A 25,205-nucleotide genomic window follows, 5' to 3' on the forward strand; every position below is an offset into this window, starting at 1 on the left:
CTGGGAAGGGCTTTCCCGCGGCCGCAAGCGGTGCTTCATTGACAAACCGAACCGATGTGGCTATCTTCCGGACGTCTTAACAGGACGCGACACCCACTCATTTTTCAAGGAGGTTTTCATGGTCGAGGTCACCCCATCGGCGACCCAGCAAATCGCCGAATATTTCAAAGGCAAAGACGTTTCGCCCATCCGGATTTTTCTCAACGAGGGCGGCTGAGGCGGCCCCTCGCTGGCCATGGCTCTGGATGAGCCTAAAGACACCGACGACGTGTTTGAGATCGAAGGATTCACCTACGTGGTTGACAAAAGCTTCATGGAGAAGGTGCAACCCATCAAGGTCGATTTTCACCAGTACGGGTTCAGAGTCGACTGCGCCGTGGACTTCAGTGCCGGCGGCGGATGTTCCAGTTGCGGAACCACGGGGTCCTGCTGCGGCAGCTGATCCCATACCGACAGAGCACGCGGGCAGCCCTCCCTGTGGAAGGGCTGCCCTTTTTGTTTTGGCCCCCGGTTGCCGGCGAGGACCGGCAGGTTCCTGTTGACTGACGGCCCGGTGCGTGTTAATTTGTCTTCAATTCAATTAGTTACCAATTTGTGAACGTACGCTCCGCGGAGGATCGCAGATGGCGCCGGTAGACTACGTGCTGGACGAAACGGTGGCCCTGGTCACGCTCAACAGCGGTGAAAACCGTTTCAACCCCGAATTCCTGAGCGCCTTTCTGGGGGTCCTGGACGCGGTGGAGCAGACTACCGATGCCCGCACCCTGGTGGTCCGTTCCGCCCATGAAAAGATCTTTTCCAACGGCATCGACCTGGAGTGGCTTGCCCCGGTTATTCGCAAAGGGGACCGCGAGGCAGCCAAGGCCTTTTTCCTTCAACTCAACGCCCTTTTCGCGCGGCTGGTCAGCTACCCGCTGGTCACCGTGGCGGCCATCACCGGCCACGCCTTCGCCGGGGGCGCGATTCTGGCCTGCGCCTTCGATTTCCGTTTCATGCGCTCCGACCGGGGGTTCTTTTGCCTGCCCGAGGTGGACCTGGGGATTCCCTTTCTGCCCGGGATGAACGCGCTCCTCAAAAAGGCCATTCCCCACCACCTGCTGGAGGAAATGCAGTTCACCGGCAAGCGCTACACCGCCGAGGCCCTTGAGGCCCACCACGTCATCCTGAAAGCTTGCCACCAGCGGGAGTTGATGGATGAGGTGACGACCTTCGCCAGGGGCCTCAACAAGCGGCGGGCCGTGGTGGCCGAACTCAAAAAGCGTCTCAACCGCCCGATCCTGGATGCCATCGAGAGCGAGGACGCACCCTATATCGCGTCCGGCAACTACAACATCGGCTGAGCCGACCCTGCCGGAAATGGAGGGAGCCCTGACATGAACGTACTGATCACCGGTGGTCTCGGGTTTGTCGGCAGGTACCTGTCGCGCCTACTGTTGGAAAAGGGGCACCACGTTACCGCATTGGGGCTGCGGCCGCAGCCGCGGCTCATCCCGCACCCCGATTTCAGCTATCTTTCGGCGGATACCACCCGGCCCGGCGCCTGGCAGGAGAGGCTAGGCGACATGGACGCCGTGGTCAACCTGGCCGGCAATAACATCTTTCGTCCCTGGACGGCGCGGGCCAAAGCCGAGATCTACGACAGTCGCATCCTCACCACCCGCAACGTGGTGGCCGCCCTTCCCCAGGACCGGCCGACCACCCTGGTGAGCGCCTCGGCGGTGGGCTACTATGGCGACCGGGGCGATGAAATCCTCACCGAAGCGTCTACGGCGGAGGATGATTTTCTCGCCCGGGTGGGGCGCGACTGGGAAGCCGAGGCACTGGCGGCCGCCGAGGGCGGCCACCGGGTGGTGGCGGCACGCATCGGCATCGTGCTGGGCAGCGACGGCGGGGCGCTGGAAAAGATGATCCCGGCCTTTCGCTCCTTTCTGGGCGGGCCCTTGGGCGACGGCAGCCAGTGGTTTCCGTGGATTCACATCGATGACTTGACCGCCGCCCTGGCGTTTGTGCTGGAAAACGCATCCGTTGCGGGGCCGGTCAACTGCACCGCGCCCAACCCGGTGCGCAACCGCGAGTTCGCCCGTGAGCTGGCGCGCCTGCTCAACCGTCCCGCCCTGATGCCGGCACCGGGCTTCATGATCCGGATGGTGCTGGGCGAGCTGGGCCAGGCCTTGCTCTCCAGTCAGCGGGCGGTGCCCGAAAAACTGCTGGAAGCCGGTTTCGCGTTCCGGTTTCCCGCCGTTCGGGAGGCGCTCTACGAACTGGTGCGGGCCGCGGTTTAGAGGTTTTTGGCAGTTTTTGACGCTGCGGGTGGGCGGCGCTGCCGGAGACCGGCGGCCCACCCGCCAGGGAAGGTGGAGGCAAGCGGTATGCTGGAGCTTTTGGTGATTTTGGTGATCGGTGGCGGTCTTGTTTTGTGGGTCGTGTTTTCGCTCCGCAAGCAGCCGGAGCCCCCGGTGCGGCCGGCCACCTTCGTCTGCCCGCAGTGCGGTGAAAAACACTGTGACTGCCACTCCGAAAGGCAGCCGGGCGAGCGGTCCTCCTGAAGGGCTGCGGGCTGGGGGTTGCGGAGGCGCTGAATTGAACCCATGGACCATCCAATCGGTCCCGGGACGGTTGTTCGTGGCCATCGTTGCGGGGCTTCTGCTTTTCGCCTGCGGCCGGTCGGAACCCACCGCGGGCGAACGTCTGCTGGGCTCCTGGCGCGCCCAGACGCGCAATATCCACACCATCCTGAACTTCCGCGCCAACGGCACCTGGACCTCCCAGGTGCGCATCGAAGGCAGCCTCTCCAGGATCGTCCAAAAGAAAGGCACCGTGGCCGGCACCTGGGAGGTAAACCCCGAGGGGCGCCTGCTGATGACCGCCACCGAGACGCCGATCGCCATCGGGTGGGAGCAGGGACAACCGGTCTCCTTCGAGATCGTGGCCTTGACCGATGCCCTGCTGCAGCTGGACGATCATGCTGGCCGCAAGCTGGCGCTTGAGCGCGTTAAAATCCAACACCCGACCGGCGGCAGCCGGTTCGTCACCGTGGATCTGGATCCCATCGTGGTCAATCTGCGAACCTCCATCCCGAATGAGCCGCCCCGGTTTGTGTGCGTCTCCATCGGGCTGGTTCTGGCCGCCGACCGCGGGGCGGCCATGACGCCCAAGGTGCGGGAAGCGGTCATCTTTCACCTCGGGGGCCTCACCTATGCCGAGGTCAGCACCCAAGAGGCCCTGGAGGCCCTCAAAAACGATCTTCAGCACCTGGTGAACCTCTACCTCGGGGGGACTGTCAGCGAATTGCACATCAAGCGGATGGTGGTCACCACCCAGCAGCGGGTGGTGGACGAATTTCTGCAAAAGGTCGAATCAACCGGCAAGGACCGGCCCGTCGAAAAGACGGCCGGCTGAGGCCGCAGAGCGAAAAGGGGGAACGCGATGGCGGAGTTTATCGACGTATTGCATCAGCGGCGCAGTGTCCGCCGCTTCGAGGAGCGGCCAGTGGCGCCGGAGACCCTGACGGCGGTTCTCGAGGCGCTGCGCTGGTCGCCGTCCTGGGCCAACACCCAATGCTGGGAGATCGTGGTGGTCACCGATGCGGCCATCAGAAGCCGGCTCCAGCAAACCATCAGCAAGGGCAACCCCGCCACCAAGGCGGTGGTTGCCGCCCCGGTGGTCCTGGCAGTCTGCGGCCGCCTGAAAGCCTCGGGCTACTACAAGGATCAGGTGACCACCAAGTTCGGCGACTGGTTCCTGTTCGATCTCGGGATCGCCACCCAGAGCCTCTGCCTGGCCGCCCACGACCTCGGCCTGGGGACCGTGGTCGTTGGGCTCTTCGACCACGACAAGGCCGCCGAAATCCTCAAGCTGCCCAAAGAGACTCATGAACTCGTCGCGCTGATTCCCATGGGCTACCCGGCCCACCAGCCGTCGGCCCCCAAACGCCGCGAAGTCTCCGAATTCGTGCACTACGAAACCTTCTGAACCTTATCAAGGCTGGATTGCGCCGTCGGTGCCGTCATCAGGGTGCCAGCGGCGAACCAGCACCCCGGCGGCGAGAGCAGGCCGCGGCGCAGGGTGTATTCTTTTGTGACGCCCTTTCCGGGCCGCGGGCGCCCGTAAAACCCGATGGGGCGTACGCCGTCCATGCGTTGCCCTGCCCGCGTTGCCCGAACCTTCCCGCCGCCCCCGCTTCCGATTCTTGCGTTGCGATTCCGCTCCGGCATGCCTACCCTCTTCCAAAGGGCCGCCGCCGTAAACCGGCCGCCGCCCTTCCACACGCCTGCCCGCCGGCGGTTTCGACCCCCTGCGGGCCGACGCTTCAGCCAAGGAGGCCCCTATGACCCCGCAAGCCCCCGCCAGCAACCGTCTGGCCCATGAAAAAAGCCCCTACCTCCTGCAGCATGCCGGCAACCCCGTCGACTGGCACCCCTGGTCGCCGGAGGCCTTTGCCCGGGCACGCACCGAGGACAAACCGGTCTTTCTCTCCATCGGCTACGCCACCTGCCACTGGTGCCACGTGATGGAGCGGGAGTCTTTCGAGGACCCCGAAACGGCCCGCATCCTCAACCAGACCTTTGTCTGCGTCAAGGTCGACCGCGAGGAGCGGCCCGACATTGATGCGGTCTACATGCGCGCCTGCCAGATGCTGACCGGCAGCGGCGGCTGGCCCCTGACCATTTTCATGACCCCCGACCGGCGGCCCTTTTTTGCGGCCACCTACCTGCCGCGGCACACCCGCTTCGGCCGTGCCGGGCTGGTGGAGCTCTGCGCGGAGGTTTACAGGCTCTGGCGAAGCGACCGGCAGAAAATTCTGAACTCGGCGTCCGAGATCGCGGACGGGCTCGCCCAGGGGTTCGAATTCAGCGCCGGCGCGCCGCCGGCTGAAACCTTGCTTTCCCAGGCCGCGGCCCAGATCGCCACCGAGTTCGATTCTCGCTGGGGCGGATTCGGGCCGGCGCCCAAGTTTCCGACCCCGCACCGGCTGCTGTTTTTGCTGCGGATGGCGCGTGCCGGCAAGGCCCCCGAGGGCCTCGCGATGGTGACCCGGACCCTTGCGGCCATGCGTCGGGGCGGCATCTGGGACCATGTCGGCTTCGGCTTCCACCGCTATGCCACCGACGCCCAGTGGCTGCTGCCGCACTTCGAAAAGATGCTCCACGACCAGGCCCTGCTGGCCCTGGCCTACCTGGAGGGCTGGCGGGCCGCGGCCGAGCCCGCTTTCGCGCGTACCGCCGAGGAGATTTTTTCCTACGTGCTGCGGGACATGACCGCAGCCGAAGGGGGCTTTTACACCGCCGAAGACGCCGACAGCGAAGGGGAGGAGGGCCGCTTCTACGTCTGGACCACGGCCCAGTTCCAGGCGGTGCTGGGGGAAGAGGCCGCCGCGCGCTGGGCGCCGATCCTCAACCTGGCGCCCGAGGGCAATTTCCGCGAAGAGGCCGGCGGCGGCCTCACCGGCGCCAACATTCTGCACCTGCAGAAGCCGCTTGCGGACTGGGCCGGCGTGCTGGGGGCGACGGCCGATGCATTGGCCGCCGAGTGGGAGGGGGTGCGCACGGCGCTCTTCGAGGCACGCCGCCGCCGGATCCACCCGCTCAAGGACGACAAGATCCTGGCGGATTGGAACGGCCTGATGATCGCCGCCCTGGCGCGCGGCGCGCGGCGGCTGGACCGGCCGGCCTACGCCGGGGCTGCGGCCCGCGCAGCGGGATTTATCCTGACCCGGATGCACAGGCCCGACGGCGGGCTGTGGCACCGCCAGCGCGAGGGGCAGGCGGCCATCCGGGCCCATCTGGACGATTACGCCTTTCTCATCTGGGGGCTGCTGGAACTCTACGCCGCGACCCTGGCCCTGGAACACCTGGAGGCCGCCGCGGCCTTGCAGACGCGTATGGTGGCGGATTTCTGGGATGACGCCCGGGGCGGCTTTTTCCTGACGGCGGCCGGGGACGATCACGATCTGCCCGCACGCCCCAAGGAACTCTACGATGGGGCAATCCCCTCGGGCAATTCGGTCGCCCTATGCAATCTCTTGCAGCTGGGGCGGCTGACCGGCGACGGCCGCTGGCAGGACCTGGCCCAGAGTCTGGTGGGGGCCTTCGCCGGCAGCGTGCAGCGCCAGCCAACGGCCTTCACCCATTTTCTTTCGGGCCTGGCCCAGACCCGTGCGCCGGGCGGCGAGGTGGTGATTTGCGGGGCCTCCGGCGCCCCGGACACCCGGGCCCTGATCGCGGTGGTGCAGCGTGCGGCGGACCCCGACACCCTGGCGCTTCTCAAGACCGCCGAGAACGCCGAACGGCTGGGCGCCCTGGCGCCCTTTACGCGCAGCCTCGTCCCGCTTTCGGGTGATCGTGCAACCGCCTTCCTGTGCCGCGATGCCGCCTGCCGCCGACCCACCACGGATGCCGCCGAACTGGAGGGCATGCTCTCAGGCGGCGACGGGTGACGGCCCCGGGCAGGGGCGGTGCTTTGCCGGGGTGGGCCTCGGCGTTTTTCAGTCGGCCGGGGCGCTTTCCCTGCCATTGGCCCCGACCAGGGCCCGGAGGTCTTCGGTGACCAGGTAAAAGGCCGGCACCAGGGCCAGGGTGATGACGGTCGCAAACAGGATGCCGAAACCCAGGGAGAGCGCCATGGGGATCAGGAAGCGGGCCTGGCGCGAGCTTTCGAAGATCATCGGCGCCAGACCGCCGAAGGTGGTCAGCGAGGTGAGCAGAATCGGCCGGAAGCGGTTGAGGCCGGCGGTGTGCACCGCCGCAGCGGGGGAGCTGCCCCCCCGGCGTTCGCGGTTGGTGAAATCGATCAGCAACAGGGAGTCGTTGACCACCACCCCGGCCAGGGCCACCATCCCGAAAATGCTCATGACGCTCAGGCTGTAGCCCATGATCAGGTGTCCCAGCACGGCCCCGACGATCCCGAAAGGAACGCTGGACATGACGATCGCCGGCTGAATATAGCTGCCGAAGGGGATCGCCAGCAGGGCGTAGACCGTCAGCATGGCCAGCATCAGGCCGGTCACCAGGCTGCGGATGCTCTCGGCGGTGTCCGCCAGACGCCCCTCGAAACCATAATTCAAACCGCTGAAACGCTGGACCAGCCCGGGCAGGGTATCCGCCTTGAGGGCCTCCAAGACCTGGCCCGCCTGGCTGGGTGGGTCCACGTCGGCGCTGACGGTGACCACCCGCCGCCCGTCGCGCCGGTTGATCACCGTGTAGGCCCGCCCGCGGCTCATGCTGACCACCTCCCGCAGGGGCACCTCGCGGCCGGCGGGCGTGCGCAGTATCAAACCCTCCAGGGTGCTCTCCGAGACGCGCTCGTTTTCCGGCAGCCGCACCATGACCTTGATTTCGTTGCGGCCGCGCTGCTGACGCAGGACCTCGGCGCCGTAAAAGGCGTGGCGGACCTGGCGCGCCACGCTTTGGGCCCTCAGCCCCAGGCTGCGGCCCTCGGGCAGCACCTGGAAATCCACCTGCTGCTTGCCGGTTTGAAACCCGTCGTCGATGTCCTTGACATTCGGGAAAAACCCCAGCGCCGCGGCCAACTCCCCGCTGGCGGCCTCCAGCACCGTCAGGTCCCGGTGGCTCAGCTCGATGGTGAGAGCCGCGCCGGAGCCGGGTCCGCCCGAATCCGAGCGAAACACCAGGGACTCCAGGCCGGGCAGGGGGCCCACCTTTTCGCGCCAGCGCGTGATGAACTCGGCCGTGGGCAGGGTGCGGCGATCGGGCGGGGTCAGAAAGACCTGCACCTGCGTGTTGTGGCCGCCGGAGGGGCCGCCGCCGCTGGCATTGCCGATCTGGGCAAAGATGCCCACAACCAGCTGGTCGCCGCCGTTTTCAGTCGCAATCTCCTGGGCTGTCTCCACCAGCCGCCGGGTCACGGCTTCAGTTCGGGCGACCGCCGTGCCGTATGGCAGCACGGCCGTTGCCAGGGCGTAATCCGACTCGATGCGGGGAAAGAGGGTCATGCCCATCCGGCCGCTTTTGACGTACGCCAGGGTGAGCACCAGCACCGCCACACCCAGGGCGACGGCCAGATAACGGTTGCGCAGCACCAGCCACAGCAGCGGCCCGTAGACCCGGTGGACGGTGCGGATGAACCAGCGGCTGAACCCCTGCTGGCAGCGGTGGAACCAGCCGCTGAGGCGTCCCCGGCGGCGCTCCCGCTGATGGCCGAGGTGCGCCGGCAGGATGAAGAGGCTCTCCACCAGCGAGATCAGAAAGACGGTGATGACCACCAAGGGGATGTTCCGGAAAATCTTGCCGAAGGCTCCCGGCACGAAGTAGAGCGGCAGAAAGGTGACCACGTTGGTGAGAATGCTGAAGGTCACCGGCAGGGCCACCTCGCGTGCGCCCCGCAACCCGGCGCTGAGCAGGTCGTAGCCGCGGCTGTGGTATTTGTAGACGTTTTCACCGACGACGATGGCGTCGTCGACGACAATCCCCAGAGCGATGATGAAGGCAAAGAGCGACACCATGTTGAGGCTGACGCCCAAAAGGGGCAGAAACAGCAGCGAGCCCAAAAACGAAATCGGGATGCCCAGGGTTACCCAGAAGGCCAGGCGCGCTTCCAGGAAAAGACCCAGCAGGACAAACACCAGGGCCAGTCCCAGGTAGCCGTTGCGCAGCAGCAGGCCCAGGCGCTGGCGGTAGATGTCCGAGCGGTCGTTGAGGGTCGCCACCCCGATGCCCGCCGGCAGCTCCTGGCGCAGCGCCGCCACGTGCTCCAGGACCGCGTCGGCCACCGCCATGGGGGTCTGGTCGCCCACCCGGTAGACCTCGATCATCACGGCCGGCAGGCCGTTGTAGGTCGCCGAGGCGTCGGTGTCCTCGAACCCGTCGATCACCGTGGCGATCTCGTCCAGACGCACCTGGGTGCCCGTGCTGGAGGTGATGATCGGGATCTGGGCGAACTCCCGCCCGTAGTCCCGCCGCTCCTTCATGCGCACCAGGATCTCGCCGCCCTCGGTTTTCAGCCCGCCGCCGGGCAGTTCCACCGACGCGGCGCGGACCTTGGCGGCCACCTCCTCCAAGGTCAGGTTGTAGGCCCGCAGGCGCGCCTCGGGCACCTCGATGCTGATCTCGTAGGGGCGCACGGCGGACAGCTCCACCTGGGTGATGCGGCTGTCCTGCAGGAGACGGTCGCGGGTCTCCTCGGCCAGCTCCCGCAGCACCCGTTCGTCCTGGTCGCCGTAGAGCACCACCGAGATTACCCCCCGGCGCCGGGTGACCACCACCACCTGGGGCTTTTCGGCCTCCTCGGGAAAGGAGGTGATGCGGTCGATCTCGCTTTGGATGTCCTGCCCCAGCCGCTGCAGATCGGCGCCGGCGAGCATCTCCACGGTGACCGCGCCGACCCCTTCCTGGGCGCTGGCGGTGACTTCGCCGACGCCGTCGAGTCCCTGGACGGCCTCCTCGATGGCCAGCACGATGCCCTGCTCGACCTCCTCGGGGCTGGCGCCGGGGTAGGCCACGGTTACGGTCACCTGGTCCAGGTCGAATTCCGGGAAGACCTCCTGCTTGATCCGACCGCCCCAGATCAGTCCGCCCACCAGAAAAACCAGCATCAAGAGGTTGGCGGCGACCGAGTTGCCGGCCATCCACGCAATCGGGCCCCGCTTGGCGGGATGGGAATCGTTGGCGGAAGTCTTCAACCGGCAGGCTCCTGGGGGCGGGCGGGGGCTGTTTCCTCAGGGGTATCGCCCTTGATCCGGAGCGCCATGCCCTCCACCGGGGCGGGCAGATCCGAGACGATCAAGCGCTCACCGGGCTCAAGGCCGCTTTGCACCAGCACCGTTTCGGCATCCCGCCAGGCGACCACCGCCGTCCGGATGCTGAGCAGGTTTTGATCGGTCACCACCCAGACGCGGGTGTTGTCTCGCAGCGCGCTGCGGGGGATGCGGTAGACGCCGTCGATGCTGTGCCCCTGGATTTCCACGCGCACGTAGTCGCCGATTAGAAGCGGCAGCCGATCGCCGGCCGGGCGGCTGCGGTCCAACGGGTCCGGCACCGCCACCAGGACCCGGGCCATGCGCCCATCGGGCTCAAGATCGCCCAGCAGGCGGACCACCCGGCCCTCGCGCGTCCGGCCGGCAACTCCCTCGCGCCCATGGCGCACCACGGCGCGGGCGCCGGGCTCACCCGGCTGAGCTGGAAGTGCGAACCACTGCAGACGGTCCACCGCCACGGCCGTCTGGACCCAGAAGGTGTCGGTGCCCACCAGGGTGGCCAGGGCGGTCTGGGGGGAGACCTGGGAGCCGCGCTCCACGTGCCGGGTGCGCACCAGGGCGTTGAAGGGCGCCCGCAGGGTGGTGCGGGCCAGATTGATCTCGGCCTGCCGCAGGTTGGCCTCGGCGGCCGCCAGCTCGGCGCGGGCCTTGGCCAGGTGGGGTTTGCGCAGGGCCAGGTCGGCTTCGCCGGGAGCGGTCGGTTTGCCGGCGTTGAGCAGGTCCCATTCGCGCCGGGCCACGTCCTGGCGGCCCAGTTCCAGGTCCAGTTCATAGCGTGCGCGGGCGACCTCCCCCTGCAGGCGGGTCACGGCCAGCTGGTAGTCCAGGGGGTCGATGCGCAGCACCTCGCTGCCCTCGGCCAGAAAGCCGCCTTCCACGAACTCCGGGTGCACCTGAACCACTTCGCCTGAAACCTGCGCGGCGAGGGTTATTTCACGGGCGGGCACCACCGTGCCCATGGCCTGCAGGACGATCTGCTCGCTGGCCGGCTGGACGACGGTCACCTCCACCAGCGCCGCGGCCGCCCGCGGCGGCTGCTGGCGGGCCTTGGGGCGGGTGGCGCTGATGTGCCGCGCGCCGACGGCGGCGGCGGCCAGGATCACGATCACCAGCAGGGTCCGCACGAGCTTGGATTTGGCGCTGCGTCTGGGGATGGGGGGCGGATTATCCATCTATCAGGGGAGTCTCACTTTCCGGGGCGTATTGCGACGGCGGCGCCAGGTCCCCGGTCCAGTGGCCGCCCAGGGCGCGGTAGAGACCGATGCGGTCCAGCAAAAGCTCGGTCCGGCGCTGAATGATGGTGCGTTCCAGACCCTGCACGGTCAGCAACTGGGTCAGCACCGGCAGGTAATCGCTGAGCCCCTTGAGATAGCGGTTGCCGGCTTGTTCCAGGCCCCTGCGGGCGGCATCGATCTGGTCGGCCAGGGCATCCAGATTGGCCCGTCGGCCGGCTTCCAGCGCCAGGGCGTCCTCCACCTCCTTGATGGCCGTCAGCACGGTGCGCCGATAGAGCGTGAGGCTTTCGGCGGCCACTGCCTGGGCCTCGTCCACCTGGGCCTTGCGGCGCCCGGCATCGAACAGCGGCGCGCTCAGGTTGCCGGCCAGGTTGGCCAGCCAGTTGTCGAACAGCAGGTCGATATTGTCGGCCCGGTAGTTGGCATCGGCCGTCAGGCGCACCGCCGGCAGGCGGTTGGCGCGCGCAGCAGCTACCTGCCAGTCGGCGGCCTCAAGCCGCAAGCCCGCTGCGCGGATGTCGGGCCGGGCGGCCAGCAGGTCGGCCGGTAGGCCGGTGGGGGGCACATCCGCGGGCAGCGGCAGGTCGTCGCGGGCGATGGTCGGCGCAGTCAGCGGCGACTGGCCCACCAGAATCGCCAGCTCGTGGCGCTGCACGGCCTCCTCGGCCGCCACCAGCGGGATCTGGGCGCGTACCCCCTCAACCACCTGCTTCTGCTGGTAGACGTCCAGGGCCGAGGTGATGGCCCGCCGAAAGCGCAGTTCGATCAGCTCCAGAAAGGTCTCGTTGGTTTCCAGCTGGCGCTCCAGAAGGCGCCGCTGCAGCCTTTGGGAAATTATCTGGGCCCAGCGCTGGGCGACCTCCGCAGCCACCGTCATGGCGGCCGCGTTGAGGTCTTCCCGGGTGGCGGATTCGTTCAGCCGGGCGGCTCGGCTTTCGGAGCGCACCCTCCCCCACAGATCCAGTTCGTAGGCGCCAATCAGCCCCAGGGAATAAAACTCACCACCGCGGGTGCCGATCCCTTCGGTGTGCTGGCGGCTGAAGGCCGCCTCGGCGTCGACGGCCACCTCCGGGTAGAGCGCCGCGGCCGTCTGCAGGGTGCGCGCGCGGACCTGGTTGAGGCGCGACCATGCTTCCAGCACGGTGAAGCCCTCGGTCAGGGCCTGGTCGATGAGGGCCTCGAGCTGGGGGTCTTGGAAAGTCTGCCACCAGCGCCGGGGAATTTCCACCGCCGGATCGTAGAGCGAAAACCGGGCCGGCAGCGCACCCGCCGCTTCGGTTCGCGGCCGCGGGGCAAACGGGCTGCAGGCGGCGGCGGTCAGCGCCGCCAGGATCACGAGACCCGCAAGGCAGCAGCCCCTTCTCATTGGGCGCCGGATTGTTGCGCCTGGTGGGTCGCGATCGCCTGGCGCACGAAGGGAAAAACGGTTTCGGCCACCACCGTGTAGCCCGCCGCGGTGGGGTGGATGCCGTCCGCCTGGTTCAGGTGGGCTTCGCCGGCCACCCCCGCCAGCAAAAAGGGGATCAGCAGGACCTCCTCCTCGGCCGCCACCTGGGGGAAGATCTCGGCAAAGGTTTCCGTGTACTGGCGGCCCATGTTGCGGACCATCTGCATCCCGGCCAGCACCACCACCACCCCGTTGGCCTTGAGGATCTGGACGCTGCGGCGCAGGTTCTCCCGGGTCAGGGCCGGGTCGGTGCCCCGCAGGCCGTCGTTGGCGCCGCTTGCCAGGATGACGATGTCGGGCGCGAGGCTGGTCAACACCCACTCGATCCGTGCGAGCATTCCGCTGCTGGTCTCGCCGCTGATGCCGGCATTGACCACCCGGTAGGGCAGGCCGGCCTCGGCGAGCATGCGGGCCAGCTGGGCGGGGTAGGCCTCGTGTTCCTCCAGGCCGTAGCCGGCCGTCAGGCTGTCGCCCACGGCCACGATGGTGCCCAGGGGTTCCGGCGTGCCGACGGCCGGGCGCGGCGCAGGTGCCGGGGGCGCCTCCGGTTCGCTGCAGCCGCCAAGGGTGAAAGCCGCAGCGGCCGCGGTCAGAAAAATCATGGCGTACAGTTGGGAGCGGGTCATTCCTCCGCCTGTTCTCTTAAGAAATCCGCCGGCTTCTGTCTCAGGATGGTCCGGGAGGCGAACAGGCCGACCGCCACCACCACCGCGACGGCGCCGCCGATCATCGCCAGCAGCTCCCGGAAGAACGGTTTATAAGCAATATCCAGGACAATTTCAACCACGCCGGCGCTGGTGGCCTGGGCCAGCATGGCGGCGATGGCGCTGCTGGTGAGCCCCAGGAAGAGGTTTTCCAAGGTCAGGACCCGGCGCACGAATGCCCCCCGGGCCCCCAGAATCTTGAAGTAGACCGCTTCGCGGGTGCGCGCCAGGCGCGTGGCAAGGATCGAGCTGACCATGATCAGAAGGCCCGCCAGCAGGCTAAAGGCCGTGAAGAAGCGGATGATTCCCGAGAGCCGGCGCAGGATGCCGGCAAAATTCGCCAGGGTGGTGGTCAGGTCCACGACGCTGATGTTGGGAAAGCGGGCCACCACCCGGTTCTGGAGATCGGCGATCTGTTCGGGCGGCACCCGCACGGCCGAGAAAATCGTCTGGGGGGCGTCGGCCAGCAGGGCATCCGGGAAAACGAAATAGAAAAACGGGCCGACGGTTTCATGGGTCCGGGTGCGGATGCTGGCGATGCGCGCCGTCAGGGGAACCCCCTGGATCACGAAGCGCAGCCGGTCGCCGACCGCCATGGGCTGCATCTCTACCACGGTGTCCAGCACCGAGACCTGGGGCTCCTGCCAATCATCGCGAAACAGTGTGCTCCCGGCGATCAGGGCCTCGTCCTCCAGGAGGTGGTGGCGGTAGGTGAGGTTGAAGGTCCGGGAGAGCCTGTCGCCCCGCCGCCGGCGCTCGGCGGCCGGGTCGATGGGCACGTCGTTGATGGCCGCAAGGCGCGCCCGGATGACCGGGAAAAACGGCGCCGGGACGCCCAGCAGCTCGGCGAACGCGTCCTTCTGGGCGGGCTGAATGTCAAGGAAAAAGAGATTGGGGGCTTCCGGCGGGTAGGAGCGCACAAAGGCCGCATCGAGGTTGGCCTCGATCAAAAAAATCGTGAAAAGGGCGGTCAGCGACGCGGTCAGGGTAACGAGAATCGTGCGAGTGGCGTTGCCGGGCCGGTAAAGGCCCTTGACCGCCTGGCGCATGGCCAGGGCGCGCAGCCGCAGCCTGCGCAGGAGCAGGAGGGCAGTCCCGCTCAAGGCGGCGGAAATCAGAATCAGGGCCAGCAACCCCAGCAGAAAATAGCCGCCGGCCTCGGCGCTGCCCAGCCGCAGCGAGACCGCCGCCATGAAAAGCGCCAGCACCAAGCCGGCGCCGGTGTAGTACGGCAGGCCGCGCGGGGGGCTGAGGGGCTCCTTGCGCAGCAGCAGGCCGGGCTTGAAGCCTTTCAGTCGGTAGAGCGGCAGAAACGAGAAAATTCCCACCACCAGAACCCCGAAAATCGCACCCTCGGCCACCGCTCGCCAGGGCAGGGTGTAGGCCAGGCCTTCGGGCAGCAGGTCCGCGAAAAGCACCGGCATCAGAGGCTGCAGGACTAGACCGAGACCGATTCCGGCGCCGGTGCCGGCCGCACCGAGTAAGGCCACCATGGCCAGAAAGTGGCGGGTGATGAAGGCCCCGCTGGCCCCCAGGGTTTTGATGATGGCGATGGTGGCAACGTTTTCGCGGATCAGGGCACTCAGGCTACTGTACATCCCGAAGCCTGCCAGCATCAAGGTGAAGATCCCGATCAGGTTGAGAAAAAAGATCAGGTTGTCAAAGAAGCGTTTGATCCGCGAAGGCGCCGAGCGGAAGGTCTCCACCCGCTCCTGACCGGCCGGCACCCGGCTGCGCAGCGCGGCCGCGACCTTCTCGGCGTCCTCGGCGGGGCCGAGTTTAAGCAGCAGGCGGTGGGAAACCCGGCTGCCCTTCTGGACCAGGTCAAGGGCCGCCAGGTCCGCCAGGGCGACGAATACCCGGGGGCCCAGGGCGAAGAAGTTCACCGGGCGGTCGGGCTCGGCGAGCACCACGTCGGCGATGGTGAGGGTGGCCTCGCCCACCTGGAGGGGGTCGCCAATTTTCAGCTGCAGGCGGTCCAGCAGGGTCTGCTCGACGATTGCCGTGCCGGGCTCGAGGGCTTCCGCGAAGCTGCGCCCGGAGCGCAGCCCCACCAGACCGTAGAAGGGGTAGCCCGGGCCGACCACCTTGATCTCTGCCAGGAGCGAGGCATCATTGCCCGCGGTGCGTACCACCGAGTAGAACTCGTAGACTCTGGCCGCGGCGATCCCTTTCGCGCGCGTCAGCTCGGCCACGGCGGCGGCCAGGGGCTCCGCTATGGGGAAACGGGAGCTGATGATCACATCGGCGCCCTGGAGTTTGCGCTGGTCCTGCAGCAGGACGGCCCGGATGTTTTCGAAAAAACCGCCCAGGGCCACCAGGGTCACCAGCGACAGGGCCGTGCAGAGCACGAAGACCGTCGCCTGTCGGCGCGAGCGGACCAGCTGCCGCCAGACGAAGCGCTTATTGAGCATCGGCCGGCCCCTGTGCGGGCGTCGCCACGATGCGCCCGTCCTGAAGGGTGATGCAGCGGTCGGCCGCCCGGGCGATGGCCTCGCTGTGGGTCGCCATTACCAGGGTGGAGCGCTGCTCCTGCCGAAGGGTCTGCAGCAGCGCGAGAATGGTCTGGCTGTTGCGGGAGTCGAGGTTGCCGGTGGGCTCGTCGGCAAAGACGATCCGGGGCTGGTTGACCAGCGCCCGGCAGAGGGCCACCCGCTGTTTTTCCCCTCCCGAGAGTTGGTGCGGCAGGCTGTCCAGGCGCTCGGCCAGGCCCACCCGCTGCAGCAGTGCGCGGGCCCGCTCACCGGCCTGGGGGTCGCCCATGAGCTCGGCCGGAAACATCACGTTTTCCAGCGCGCTGAGCGCCGGCACCAGATGAAAGGCCTGGAAAACGAAGCCGATGGTGCGGTTGCGAAGCGGCGCGAGATCGTCCTCGGGCAGGTCAGTGATGTCGCTGTCGCCGATGCGGATGCGGCCGCTGGTGGGCCGGTCGATCCCGGAGAGCAGGCTCAGCAGGGTGGACTTGCCGCTGCCGCTGGCGCCCGTGATCACGAGAAATTCCCCGTCGCGAACCGCCAGCGACACATCGTCCAGGACGCAGATTTCACGGCTGTCGATGCGGTAGGTCTTGGTGAGGTTCCAAGCTTCAAGCACGGTCATGGAAGCATCTCCGGGGGTGAGGGTTGCGAATCAAAGGAGAACTTAACGCCGGTCGAACAGGTTGGCAAGCTGTCCGCAGAGCACGCCGCCCCCCGTCCGCTATGGCCCGGAAATGTCGATCCACAGATAGCGGTAGCCGTCCAGGATCAGGTCGCCTCCCGCCGGCAGGGGTCGCTGGCTCAAGAGTTCGAGGCCGTCCGCTGCCATCCCCGCGGCGGACAGGGTATCGGCCGTCACGACCTGTTCGAATTCCGAAAAATTGTTGATCACCAGCAGCCGCTGGGCGCCGTCGCTTCGCAGATAGGCGAACAGGTGCGGATTGGGGCTGTCCACCAGCTCCATGCCGCCGTTGCGCAGCGCCGGGGTTTGCTTGCGGAGCTTGAAAAATTTGGCCATCTCGTGGAAAAAGCGCCATTCCAGGGTGTCGCCATCGGTCAGATCGTCGGCGGCCGCCCAGCGTTTTTTGGAGCGGTGCACCCATCGGCTGTCGTTGACCTTGTCCGGATCGGACAGGAAGGTGTAGTCGTTCAACATCCCGTATTCATCGCCCGCGTAGAGCAGCGGAATCCCGCCCACGCTGACCATGATGCTGCGCAGCATGTTGATCCGGCGTACGGCCAGCTCGATCAGGACGTTGTCCTCGGTCTCCAGGGCCGCTTCCAGGCCGGCCAGGGAGGAGAGCGTGCCGGATATGCGCAGATCGCCGTTGTTGGGGTTGAACTGAAACGGCACCCCGCGGGCAAAGGACCCCGGGAAGCGGCCGGTGTAAAAGTCGTTCAGGAACTTGCGGTGCGCCCGGGGATCGGCGCCCACCCGCCAGGCGTCGTGGTCGTCGAAGGTCCAGCCGATATCGTCGTGGCAGCGCAGGTAATTGACCCACGAGCAGCCCTGGGGAATTCGTTGGCGATTGCGCAGGGAATGGATCAAGAGCTTCGTCTCGCGTGTGGCCAGCGCCTCCCACAGCAGCGACATCAGCAGCGGGTTGTAGGAAAGTTGGCACTCTTCCAGGTGGACGTACTTGACGACCTCGTCTGGGTGGACGATGGCCTCGGACTTGAAGACCATGCCGGGCGCGACAATCCGGGTCATGGCGTTGAAGGCCTGGATGATGGTGTGGGCCTCGGGCTGGTTCTCGCAATCGGTCCCCATCCGCTTCCAGATAAAGGCCACGGCGTCCAGACGCAGCACCTCGATCCCCTGGTTGGCCAGAAAAAGCATCTCCTCGGCCATGGCCCGCAGTACGGCCGGATTGGCATAGTTCAAATCCCACTGGTAGCTGTTGAAGGTTGTCCAGACCCAGCGCTTGAGTTCGTCGTTCCAGGTGAAACTCCCCTGGCGGACGGTGGGAAAGATGTCCCGCAAATGGGCCTGATAACGATCCACCAGGTCGCGGTCGGTGAAGGTCAGATAGTAGTCCAGATAGTCCGGGTCCCCGGCCTTGGCCCGGCGGGCCCAGGCATGCTCGTCGGAGGTGTGGTTGAACACGAAATCCAGCACCAGGCTGATGCCCCGTTCGCGCAGCGCCGTCGCCAGGCGGGAAAGATCTTCCATGGTGCCGAGATCGGGGTTGACGGACCGGTAGTCGCTGACAGCGTAGCCACCGTCGTTTTCCCCATGGGGCACCGCGAACAGGGGCATCAGGTGCAGATAGGTCACCCCGAGCTTCTCGAAATAAGGGATGTGATTTTCGAGCCCCGCCAGATTATTGCTGAAAAGATCCACATACAGGACGATGCCCACCACGTTTTCGGAGGTGTACCACAACGGATCGGTCTCGCGCGCCGCATCGTGCCGGCGCAGGGCTTGGGGGCGGTCCAGCCAGCAGCCGGTCAGAAGCTCGAGCACCTGCTCCAGGGTGTAGAAAAAGTCAAACTGCCACCCGTAAAGATCGTGCAGGCAGGCAAACAGGCGCTCCCACTCCCGGTCGAGGCGCTCCTTGAAAAGTTGCCACTGCTGTGGATGCTCGGCCAGCCGCTTTTCATGATTCTTCTCGATCCGCGGCAGCAGCCGCTCAAGTGAGCTGCGGGCTGCCGCCTGTCGCCATTCCAGGCGCGCCATCGAACCGCCTCCTTTCCCTCAAGACGATGCATGACCCAAAACCCCGCACAAGGCGGCTGCCGGCCCGGGACAGCCGCGGCCCGGCGCCTTTCGATGCCCTCGGGGTTTTGGAGATTTTTAAAACTTCAGAATAGCGAACTGGCGGCGGTCTGACAATAGGTGATGAAACTTATTTTGGGGAATGTGGGCTTACTGAAGCGGCTTTTTCCGGGGCGCTTCATGGGCACCTCCTTGGAAAGGTGGCGCCCCGAGGCCAAGGCGGTGATGGGCGACGTTGTTCGGGACGGTTCCGGGCCTTCGATCCTCCGGCCTCCCCGCAAGGCAGCGTCCCCGGTTTCTGCCAGAACCTGGGACCGGCTTGCCGCACCAGGTGGGGTCCAGCCGGGGTTGGCGGCGTCTGCGGCAAGCCCCCCTTCGGGGGGTGGAAGGTTGTCAGTCTCGGAAACGGCGGCGAATCGCCTCCTGCTCCTTGGGGGGGAGCCGGTCCCAGTTGTCCAGCTGCCGGCGCAGCTGCTGACGTTCGGCATCCGGGAGATCCTGCCACTGCTGAAAGCGCTTCTGGTAAAGCCGGCGGGATTCCGGCGGCATCCGCTCCAACTCCTGCTGGCGGCGCCGCAGCTTCGCCTGCTCCTCGGGGGGAAGCGCCTGCCACTTGCGGTACTGTTGCTGGAGGTGCTGCCGATCCTGGTCGGAGAGCGCCTCCCGGTCGCCGCGGCCTCTGTTTCGCTGGGCCAAAAAAAGGCTTGCGGGCTCATCCGACGTCCACGGCCCCAGGATCGGTTGCGGCGTCTCCAGCCCCGCCGCCGGCGGCAGCGCCCCGGGGGCGGTAGTCGGGACGGAAAGGGTCAGCAGGCAGGCGGCCAGCACGGCCCCCAGCCGTCCAAGCCACATCGAGACGGGTTTACGCATAACGGGGATCATGACCCAATTCGGCCTCCCATGCCGGCAATTCGGGTTTGGGCAAACGGCCATAGTCGCGGCTGTCCACCACGCGCACCAGGCGCTGAATGTCTTCCAGTTCCTCGAGCATCTCCAGGTTGTTGAGGATCTCGATATCCTCGTAGAGGGCCGGCTCTTCCTTGGCGGGGTTAGCGGTGGTGTGCAGCGGCGGCTGTGGCTGGACCCCCGGCAGGGCCAGCCAGATCAGCACCGCGACGGCGGCCCCGGCGGCGGCCAGGGCGGGCAGACGCCAAAAGCCGGGGGATGGCAAAAAGCGGCGCCAGCCGTTTTGCCGCTTGCGGTCGGCGGCCAGGGCGCTCCGGATGGCGCGTGTCAGATCGGCCTGCTCGGCGCTCGAGCGCTCCGGTGGGGCGAGCGCCGCCTTGGCGGTTTGCAGCAGCTGCGTCAGCCGCTCCTTTTCTTGGCGGCAGGCGCTGCAGCCGGTCAGGTGGTCGTTCAGGGTGGGGCGTTCGGCGGGCGGCAGTTCGCCGTGAACCGCGGCCCACAGAAGCGCCTGGTAGTGGCTGCAGGTTTTCATGGTCTTTTTCTCCTTCGGGCAATCGTCATCGTTCGGCATAGGCCGCCAGGGCCACGCGCAGGGCGCGGGTGGCGCGAAACAGGTGGCTCTTGACGGTCCCCTCGGCGGCCCCCATGATGCGGGCGATATCCCGCAGACTCATCTCCTCCTGGATCTTGAGCTGGAAGACCAGCCGCTGCTTGGGCGGCAGGGTTTTGAGGGCGGCTTTTAGATCGCGCCGCATTTCCCGGTCGCTCAGGCTCTGGAGGGGGTCCGAGCAGGTGTCGCAGGCGGCATTTTCCGCCGGATCGCCCCCGGTCGGTTCCTCCTCGCCGCGCCGGCCTCCGAAGTGCAGCAGCCGCCGCCAGCGCTGCCGCCGTCTGCGCGCATCAAGGCAGGTGTTGACCACGATGCGGTAAAACCAGGTGTAAAAGCGCGCCTCGCCCTTGAAGCCGGGGAGGCTGCGAAAGGCCTTGAGAAAGGCCTCCTGGGAGAGGTCGCGGGCCTCCTCGGGGTCCCCGTCGCACATGCCGTAGGCGATGTGGTAGACTTTCTCCTGGTAGCGGCGGACCAGTTCGTCGGTCGCCCGGCTGTCGTCGGCGCACGCCCGCACCGCCAGGGCCTCATCCGTCCAGGACGAAACGGCCCCGCCCGATGCGGGGGCCTCCGCCCGCAGGGGCTGGGCAGCCGTCAGTTTGTCGCACACCATCCCCACCTGTCAGCGTCCTTTTCCCACACCGGCCCGGCCGCATCGGGATGCGGCCGGGAAGGGTTGCGGTGCATATATCACGGGGACCCGATGCCCGGCAAGCAGCGTCGACCCCCGCTGGGGGAGGATCAGTGGCGGCCCCAACCCAAGCCGCCGGACGACAATCGATGCCCCCAACTCGGAGCCTGGAAGCGATGGAACCCGCCGGCGGGTCCTCGGCCGTAAAAATGTGGCCAGCGGTGGGCGGAGCCGCGGAAGCGGCCACAGTCGCGATGGCTGCCCCGGTGAAACCTGTGGTCCCGGCGAATGTTGTTTTGGGACTGGTAGATGTGACGGCCGGCCCGGTTATGCATGCGGTTTAGGCGCCCCGCCTCAAACCGGCTGAGGCGGCCGTCGGAGAGGGCCCGGTGCCGGTAATCCCGAATGCGGTGCTGCTCGCGGGTCAGTCTTCCGTATTCGTGGGGGGTGATATCGCCGCTGCGAACACCGCTGTAGATCTCCCGCTGCTGGTTGTGGTGGCGGCTCCGGCGGGGGCCTTCGGCCCAGGCCAGGGTCCCCGCCAGAAAAACCATACCGATGATCAGAAAACCGATCTTGATGGCGTTTGATTTCATCTCGTCCCTCCTTTGGGTTGCGGTTTTGCCCCTTTAGACGCCGGGGGAGCCGAAAGGTTTACATGCTGACGCAAAAAAAAAGAGACCCGCCCGCCGGCGGCTCTGGCCGCAGGGTCTGAGAGATGCTATGAAACGGAAAAGGCCGCCTGAACCGGACGGCTGCCCGCACCGGCATTTGAGTCCCCAAACCGGCCGAGCCGCGGCAAGGGGGGGCCCATCTTCCACATTCCAAGGAGGAACGTCATGATCAAATACACCGGTGTCAACCACCTGGCTTTGGCCACCGGGGACATGGACCGGACCATCCGCTTCTGGCGCGACCTGCTGGGCATGCGCCTGGTGGCCGGGCTGGGCCGGCCGGGCTACCGGCACTACTTTTTCCAGATTTCGGAAACCGACCTGGTGGCCTTCTTCGAGTGGCCGGAGGTCGCACCGCTGCCCGAAAAGGACCACGGCCGACCGGTTACGGGGCCTTTCGGCTTCGACCACGTCTCCTTCGGGGTCGAGAGCGCGGAGGATCTCTGGGCGCTCAAGGCCCGCCTGGAGGCGGCCGGGGTCTTCGTCTCCGAGGTCATCGACCACGGGTTCATCCACTCCATCTATGCCCATGACCCCAACGGGATTCCCATCGAGTTCAGCCACGAGGTCCAGGGGGTGGACGTGCGCCGCAACCCGGTCATGCGCGACAGCGCGCCCTCGGCTGTCACGCGCGAGGGCGCAGATCCCCAGGACGGGGTCTGGCCCCCGGCCCCACCGCAACAGGTGAGCAACGAAGACCGGGTCGTCTACCCGGGAGCCGGCAGCGAGCTGTTTCACCAGAAGGAAAAATCCCGCTGAGGGCGGCGCTGGTAAAGCCTGGGCGGGCCACGCACCCCGCACAAGGGGGGGTGACATATGGGAGCGATTGAAATGCGGGTTGACCTTTAAGAAAAATAATGTTAATGGATAAAAATTATCATTTAAGACAAAGAGGCCTCCCTTGGCAGACCCCGGAAAAAGATTTGAAACCATCATCCAAAAATTAAAGGATAGTGGTCACAAGATAACGCCCCAGCGGCTGGCGATCGTCAAAATTCTCGCCAAAAGTGAAGGCCATCCCAGTGTTGAAAACATCCATGGCCAGATAAAAAAAGACTTTCCCACAACCAGTCTTGCCACTGTTTATAAAAATATCGTCACCATTAAATCACTTGGTGAAGTTCTCGAGTTGGGGTTCCCAGACGGGAGCAACCGCTATGACGGCAACAAGCCTCACCCCCACCCCCACGTTATCTGCATCAAGTGTAAAAAGATCGTCGACCCGCACCTGGATAGCCTGGATGAAATGAAAAAAGAGGTCGCAATGGAGACCAATTTCAAAATTCTGAATCACAGGTTGGACTTTTTCGGTATCTGCAGCACGTGTATGGCAGAGAAAGCGTAATAATTTTTTTTCGACTTCAATTGATAATCGTCAGCGACAATACGTACCCGATTTCGCGCTATACGAATGGTCTGAAGTTCTCCCAACGATCCTTCAAGCCCTCCATGGTCGCCGAAGCAACCGCTACACCCGCTGAAGTCGAAAAGATTGAAGGGCACCGGAGCCAGATATTCCTGACGGCACGGTGCATTACTTAAAAACAACGAAAGGAGAAACCCCATGAATGAAGAAAGCAAGCAGCCGGTAATGGGATCCACCGTTCGCGGCGGCGCGATGAACCGGGACTGGTGGCCGAACCAGTTGAACCTCAAGATTCTGCATCAGCACTCGAACTTGAGCAATCCCATGGGGGAGGCGTTCAACTACGCCGAGGAATTCAAGAAGCTCGACCTGAAAGCCCTCAAAAATGACCTCTACGCGCTGATGACCGACTCCCAGGACTGGTGGCCGGCCGATTGGGGTCACTACGGGGGGCTTCTCATCCGGATGGCGTGGCACAGCGCCGGCACCTACCGCCAGGGCGACGGCCGCGGCGGGGCGGGCTCCGGCAATCAGCGTCTGGCGCCGCTGAACAGCTGGCCCGACAACGTCAACCTCGACAAGGCGCGCCGCCTGCTCTGGCCCATCAAGCAGAAGTACGGCCGCAAGATCTCCTGGGCCGACCTGATGGTCCTCGCCGGAAACTGCGCCCTGGAGTCGATGGGATTTAAGACCTTCGGCTTCGGCGGCGGGCGCGAGGACGTCTGGGAGCCGGAAGAGGACATCTACTGGGGCGCCGAAGAGGAGTGGTTGGCCACCAGCGACAAGCCCAAGAGCCGCTACAGCGGTGAGCGGGACCTGGAAAACCCGCTGGCCGCCGTGCAGATGGGCCTGATCTACGTCAACCCCGAAGGACCGGACGGCAACCCGGACCCGGTGGCCTCCGGCCGCGACGTTCGCGAAACCTTCGCGCGCATGGCGATGAACGACGAGGAGACCGTCGCCCTGGTCGCCGGCGGGCACACCTTCGGCAAGTGCCACGGCGCCGGCCCCGCGACCCATGTGGGCCCCGAGCCCGAGGCCGCCCCCATCGAGGAGCAGGGCCTCGGCTGGAAGAGCAGCTTCGGCAGCGGCAAGGGGGGTGATACGATCAGCAGCGGCATTGAGGGTGCCTGGAAGCCGCATCCCACCCGATGGGACATGGGCTATCTTAAGGTGCTGCTCAAATACGACTATGAGCTGGTCAAGAGCCCAGCCGGCGCGCATCAGTGGCTGGCCAAGGACGTGGCCGAAGAGGACATGATCGCCGACGCCCACGACCCTTCCAAGAAGCACCGGCCGATGATGACCACGGCGGACCTCTCGCTGAAGTTCGACCCGATCTATGCGCCCATCTCGCAGCGCTTCCTGGAGAACCCCGAGGAATTCGCCGATGCCTTCGCCCGCGCCTGGTTCAAGCTGACCCACCGCGACATGGGCCCGCGTTCGCGCTACCTCGGCCCGGAGGTCCCGGCCGAGGATCTGATCTGGCAAGACCCGGTGCCGGCGCTGGATCACGAGCTGATCGACGAAAAGGACGTCGCCGGGCTCAAGGGCAAGATCCTCGCCTCGGGGCTGTCGATCCCCCAACTGGTCTCCACCGCTTGGGCGTCGGCGTCCACCTTCCGCGGCTCCGACAAGCGCGGCGGCGCCAACGGGGCGCGCATCCGGCTTGCGCCGCAGAAGGATTGGGAGGTCAACCAGCCGGCCCAGTTGAAGACCGTGCTGCAGACCCTGGAGGGAATCCAAAAGGCGTTCAACAGCGCGCAGTCCGGCGGGAAGAAGGTCTCGCTGGCCGACCTGATCGTCCTGGGCGGATGCGCCGCCGTCGAGCAGGCGGCGAAAAATGCCGGCCACGACGTGAGCGTGCCCTTCGCACCGGGACGCACGGATGCCACGGCGGAGCAAACCGACGTGGTATCGTTCGGCGTACTGAAACCGCTGGCCGACGGCTTCCGCAACTACCGCAAGACCAAATTCAGCGTATCTGAAGAGGAACTGCTGGTGGATCGGGCCCAGTTGCTGACCCTGACCGCCCCCGAGATGACGGTTCTGGTCGGCGGGATGCGCGTCCTGAACGCCAACTTCGGCGGCTCCCCCCACGGCGTTTTCACCAAGCGGCCCGAGACGCTCACCAATGACTTCTTCGTGAACCTGCTGGACATGGGCACCGTATGGCAGCCAACCTCGGAGGACGGCGACGTGTTCGAAGGGCGCGATCGCGTGAGCGGTGAACTGAAGTGGACCGGCACCCGGGTGGACCTCGTCTTCGGTTCCAACTCCCAACTCCGGGCCGTGGCGGAGGTCTACGCAAGTGAGGACTCCCAGGAGAAGTTCGTGCACGACTTCGTGGCGGCATGGAACAAGGTCATGAACCTCGACCGCTTCGAGCTGGCCTGACCGGGGCATAAACCTCTTCGGGGGCTTCTGAAGCGTATTGGCAAGCTGCGAATCGGATGATCGGAAAGCGATATCCGCCATGAATGGACGGATGCTTTAGACGCTCACGAGAGCTGTCAACCACATAGGAGGGCGGCGTTTCAATCCAATCTGAAACGCCGCCCTTTCTTTTTGGCCCTTAGAGTCCGCCAGTCGATGAATTGGACCCAAAAATACATAAGCGCCTCAAAAATGACGCCTTCCGCTTCCGGTCGCACCCGCATGGCACATGAACATATGAATGGACGTTCCCATTTGTTCACAGTCCCTTTACCAATTTGTGTTGCACCC

General features: G+C 65.9%; 23 protein-coding genes. 11 read left to right on the top strand and 12 right to left on the bottom strand.

The window, feature by feature from the left end; translation table 11 throughout:
- From LJE63_03690 to LJE63_03725, 8 genes are all read left to right on the top strand, one after another.
- Window positions 1–217 (top strand): hypothetical protein (locus LJE63_03690; protein ID MCG6905705.1); only part of this gene is annotated, 217 nt, incomplete at its 5' end.
- 18 nt (window positions 218–235) lie between these two features.
- On the top strand, window positions 236–442 hold the full coding sequence (locus LJE63_03695; GenBank protein ID MCG6905706.1) for a hypothetical protein: 207 nt from the start codon (window positions 236–238) through the stop codon (window positions 440–442).
- A gap of 181 nt (window positions 443–623) precedes the next feature.
- On the top strand, window positions 624–1,340 hold the full coding sequence (locus tag LJE63_03700) for an enoyl-CoA hydratase/isomerase family protein (GenBank protein ID MCG6905707.1): 717 nt from the start codon (window positions 624–626) through the stop codon (window positions 1,338–1,340).
- Window positions 1,341–1,373: 33 nt separating this feature from the next.
- Window positions 1,374–2,282 (top strand): TIGR01777 family oxidoreductase, encoded by a 909-nt coding sequence (locus LJE63_03705; GenBank protein ID MCG6905708.1) that lies wholly within the window; start codon window positions 1,374–1,376, stop codon window positions 2,280–2,282.
- An 87-nt stretch (window positions 2,283–2,369) separates the two neighbouring features.
- Window positions 2,370–2,546 carry a hypothetical protein gene (locus LJE63_03710; GenBank protein MCG6905709.1) on the top strand — a complete coding sequence of 59 codons (177 nt, stop codon included), beginning with the start codon at window positions 2,370–2,372 and terminating at the stop codon, window positions 2,544–2,546.
- 34 nt (window positions 2,547–2,580) lie between these two features.
- Window positions 2,581–3,399, top strand: a complete 819-nt coding sequence (locus LJE63_03715) for a flagellar basal body-associated FliL family protein (GenBank protein ID MCG6905710.1) — start codon at window positions 2,581–2,583, stop codon at window positions 3,397–3,399.
- Between the two features lie 27 nt (window positions 3,400–3,426).
- Window positions 3,427–3,972 carry a nitroreductase family protein gene (locus LJE63_03720; protein MCG6905711.1) on the top strand — a complete coding sequence of 182 codons (546 nt, stop codon included), beginning with the start codon at window positions 3,427–3,429 and terminating at the stop codon, window positions 3,970–3,972.
- Between the two features lie 355 nt (window positions 3,973–4,327).
- Complete coding sequence (locus LJE63_03725; protein ID MCG6905712.1) at window positions 4,328–6,436, top strand: thioredoxin domain-containing protein; 2,109 nt, start codon at window positions 4,328–4,330, stop codon at window positions 6,434–6,436.
- 48 nt (window positions 6,437–6,484) lie between these two features.
- Here LJE63_03725 and LJE63_03730 read toward each other — a convergent pair whose 3' ends face one another.
- The 11 genes from LJE63_03730 to LJE63_03780 all read right to left on the bottom strand — a co-directional run bounded on the left by LJE63_03730 (window position 6,485) and on the right by LJE63_03780 (window position 21,034).
- A complete protein-coding gene (locus LJE63_03730) occupies window positions 6,485–9,583 on the bottom strand; it encodes an efflux RND transporter permease subunit (GenBank protein ID MCG6905713.1) in 3,099 nt (1,032 codons plus the stop codon).
- A 50-nt stretch (window positions 9,584–9,633) separates the two neighbouring features.
- Window positions 9,634–10,884: an efflux RND transporter periplasmic adaptor subunit gene (locus tag LJE63_03735; protein ID MCG6905714.1), complete on the bottom strand. Its 1,251-nt coding sequence runs from the start codon at window positions 10,882–10,884 to the stop codon at window positions 9,634–9,636.
- Window positions 10,877–12,313 carry an efflux transporter outer membrane subunit gene (locus LJE63_03740; protein MCG6905715.1) on the bottom strand — a complete coding sequence of 479 codons (1,437 nt, stop codon included), beginning with the start codon at window positions 12,311–12,313 and terminating at the stop codon, window positions 10,877–10,879. Before LJE63_03740 ends, LJE63_03735 begins: the two co-directional genes overlap by 8 nt.
- A complete protein-coding gene (locus LJE63_03745; GenBank protein ID MCG6905716.1) occupies window positions 12,310–13,020 on the bottom strand; it encodes an arylesterase in 711 nt (236 codons plus the stop codon). The genes LJE63_03740 and LJE63_03745 overlap by 4 nt, the downstream gene beginning before the upstream one ends.
- Window positions 13,017–15,512, bottom strand: a complete 2,496-nt coding sequence (locus LJE63_03750) for a hypothetical protein (protein ID MCG6905717.1) — start codon at window positions 15,510–15,512, stop codon at window positions 13,017–13,019. Before LJE63_03750 ends, LJE63_03745 begins: the two co-directional genes overlap by 4 nt.
- Window positions 15,502–16,197: an ABC transporter ATP-binding protein gene (locus LJE63_03755; GenBank protein MCG6905718.1), complete on the bottom strand. Its 696-nt coding sequence runs from the start codon at window positions 16,195–16,197 to the stop codon at window positions 15,502–15,504. Before LJE63_03755 ends, LJE63_03750 begins: the two co-directional genes overlap by 11 nt.
- 99 nt (window positions 16,198–16,296) lie before the next feature.
- Complete coding sequence (locus LJE63_03760; GenBank protein MCG6905719.1) at window positions 16,297–18,255, bottom strand: alpha-glucosidase C-terminal domain-containing protein; 1,959 nt, start codon at window positions 18,253–18,255, stop codon at window positions 16,297–16,299.
- Between the two features lie 432 nt (window positions 18,256–18,687).
- Entirely contained in the window at window positions 18,688–19,164 is a 477-nt protein-coding gene (locus LJE63_03765) for a DUF3106 domain-containing protein (protein MCG6905720.1), read from the bottom strand.
- The gene (locus tag LJE63_03770; GenBank protein ID MCG6905721.1) at window positions 19,157–19,732 is read right to left on the bottom strand and encodes a zf-HC2 domain-containing protein; all 576 of its coding nucleotides are present in this window, start codon (window positions 19,730–19,732) and stop codon (window positions 19,157–19,159) included. The genes LJE63_03765 and LJE63_03770 overlap by 8 nt, the downstream gene beginning before the upstream one ends.
- Before the next feature lie 25 nt (window positions 19,733–19,757).
- Window positions 19,758–20,420, bottom strand: a complete 663-nt coding sequence (locus LJE63_03775) for a sigma-70 family RNA polymerase sigma factor (GenBank protein MCG6905722.1) — start codon at window positions 20,418–20,420, stop codon at window positions 19,758–19,760.
- 128 nt (window positions 20,421–20,548) lie between these two features.
- Window positions 20,549–21,034: a hypothetical protein gene (locus tag LJE63_03780; GenBank protein MCG6905723.1), complete on the bottom strand. Its 486-nt coding sequence runs from the start codon at window positions 21,032–21,034 to the stop codon at window positions 20,549–20,551.
- A gap of 243 nt (window positions 21,035–21,277) precedes the next feature.
- Between LJE63_03780 and LJE63_03785 the strand changes: the two genes are divergently transcribed.
- From LJE63_03785 to katG, 3 genes are all read left to right on the top strand, one after another.
- On the top strand, window positions 21,278–21,871 hold the full coding sequence (locus LJE63_03785; protein MCG6905724.1) for a VOC family protein: 594 nt from the start codon (window positions 21,278–21,280) through the stop codon (window positions 21,869–21,871).
- 142 nt (window positions 21,872–22,013) lie between these two features.
- Window positions 22,014–22,457 (top strand): transcriptional repressor, encoded by a 444-nt coding sequence (locus LJE63_03790; GenBank protein MCG6905725.1) that lies wholly within the window; start codon window positions 22,014–22,016, stop codon window positions 22,455–22,457.
- A 219-nt stretch (window positions 22,458–22,676) separates the two neighbouring features.
- On the top strand, window positions 22,677–24,875 hold the full coding sequence (katG, locus tag LJE63_03795; protein ID MCG6905726.1) for a catalase/peroxidase HPI: 2,199 nt from the start codon (window positions 22,677–22,679) through the stop codon (window positions 24,873–24,875).
- 140 nt (window positions 24,876–25,015) lie between these two features.
- Here katG and LJE63_03800 read toward each other — a convergent pair.
- A partial coding sequence (locus LJE63_03800) for a hypothetical protein (GenBank protein ID MCG6905727.1) occupies window positions 25,016–25,205 on the bottom strand: 190 nt, incomplete at its 5' end.

The sequence above is a fragment of the Desulfobacteraceae bacterium genome, assembly GCA_022340425.1.
Lineage (GTDB): Bacteria > Desulfobacterota > Desulfobacteria > Desulfobacterales > JAABRJ01 > JAABRJ01.

Bases quoted from the DNA above. Each gene is read 5' to 3' on its own strand.
- LJE63_03695 (MCG6905706.1), top strand. From the start codon at position 236: ATGGCTCTGGATGAGCCTAAAGACACCGACGACGTGTTTGAGATCGAA.
- LJE63_03700 (MCG6905707.1), top strand. From the start codon at position 624: ATGGCGCCGGTAGACTACGTGCTGGACGAAACGGTGGCCCTGGTCACG.
- LJE63_03705 (MCG6905708.1), top strand. From the start codon at position 1,374: ATGAACGTACTGATCACCGGTGGTCTCGGGTTTGTCGGCAGGTACCTG.
- LJE63_03710 (MCG6905709.1), top strand. From the start codon at position 2,370: ATGCTGGAGCTTTTGGTGATTTTGGTGATCGGTGGCGGTCTTGTTTTG.
- LJE63_03720 (MCG6905711.1), top strand. From the start codon at position 3,427: ATGGCGGAGTTTATCGACGTATTGCATCAGCGGCGCAGTGTCCGCCGC.
- LJE63_03725 (MCG6905712.1), top strand. From the start codon at position 4,328: ATGACCCCGCAAGCCCCCGCCAGCAACCGTCTGGCCCATGAAAAAAGC.
- LJE63_03730 (MCG6905713.1), bottom strand. From the start codon at position 9,583: ATGGCCGGCAACTCGGTCGCCGCCAACCTCTTGATGCTGGTTTTTCTG.
- LJE63_03735 (MCG6905714.1), bottom strand. From the start codon at position 10,884: ATGGATAATCCGCCCCCCATCCCCAGACGCAGCGCCAAATCCAAGCTC.
- LJE63_03740 (MCG6905715.1), bottom strand. From the start codon at position 12,313: ATGAGAAGGGGCTGCTGCCTTGCGGGTCTCGTGATCCTGGCGGCGCTG.
- LJE63_03745 (MCG6905716.1), bottom strand. From the start codon at position 13,020: ATGACCCGCTCCCAACTGTACGCCATGATTTTTCTGACCGCGGCCGCT.
- LJE63_03750 (MCG6905717.1), bottom strand. From the start codon at position 15,512: ATGCTCAATAAGCGCTTCGTCTGGCGGCAGCTGGTCCGCTCGCGCCGA.
- LJE63_03755 (MCG6905718.1), bottom strand. From the start codon at position 16,197: ATGACCGTGCTTGAAGCTTGGAACCTCACCAAGACCTACCGCATCGAC.
- LJE63_03760 (MCG6905719.1), bottom strand. From the start codon at position 18,255: ATGGCGCGCCTGGAATGGCGACAGGCGGCAGCCCGCAGCTCACTTGAG.
- LJE63_03765 (MCG6905720.1), bottom strand. From the start codon at position 19,164: ATGCGTAAACCCGTCTCGATGTGGCTTGGACGGCTGGGGGCCGTGCTG.
- LJE63_03770 (MCG6905721.1), bottom strand. From the start codon at position 19,732: ATGAAAACCTGCAGCCACTACCAGGCGCTTCTGTGGGCCGCGGTTCAC.
- LJE63_03775 (MCG6905722.1), bottom strand. From the start codon at position 20,420: ATGGTGTGCGACAAACTGACGGCTGCCCAGCCCCTGCGGGCGGAGGCC.
- LJE63_03780 (MCG6905723.1), bottom strand. From the start codon at position 21,034: ATGAAATCAAACGCCATCAAGATCGGTTTTCTGATCATCGGTATGGTT.
- LJE63_03785 (MCG6905724.1), top strand. From the start codon at position 21,278: ATGATCAAATACACCGGTGTCAACCACCTGGCTTTGGCCACCGGGGAC.
- katG (MCG6905726.1), top strand. From the start codon at position 22,677: ATGAATGAAGAAAGCAAGCAGCCGGTAATGGGATCCACCGTTCGCGGC.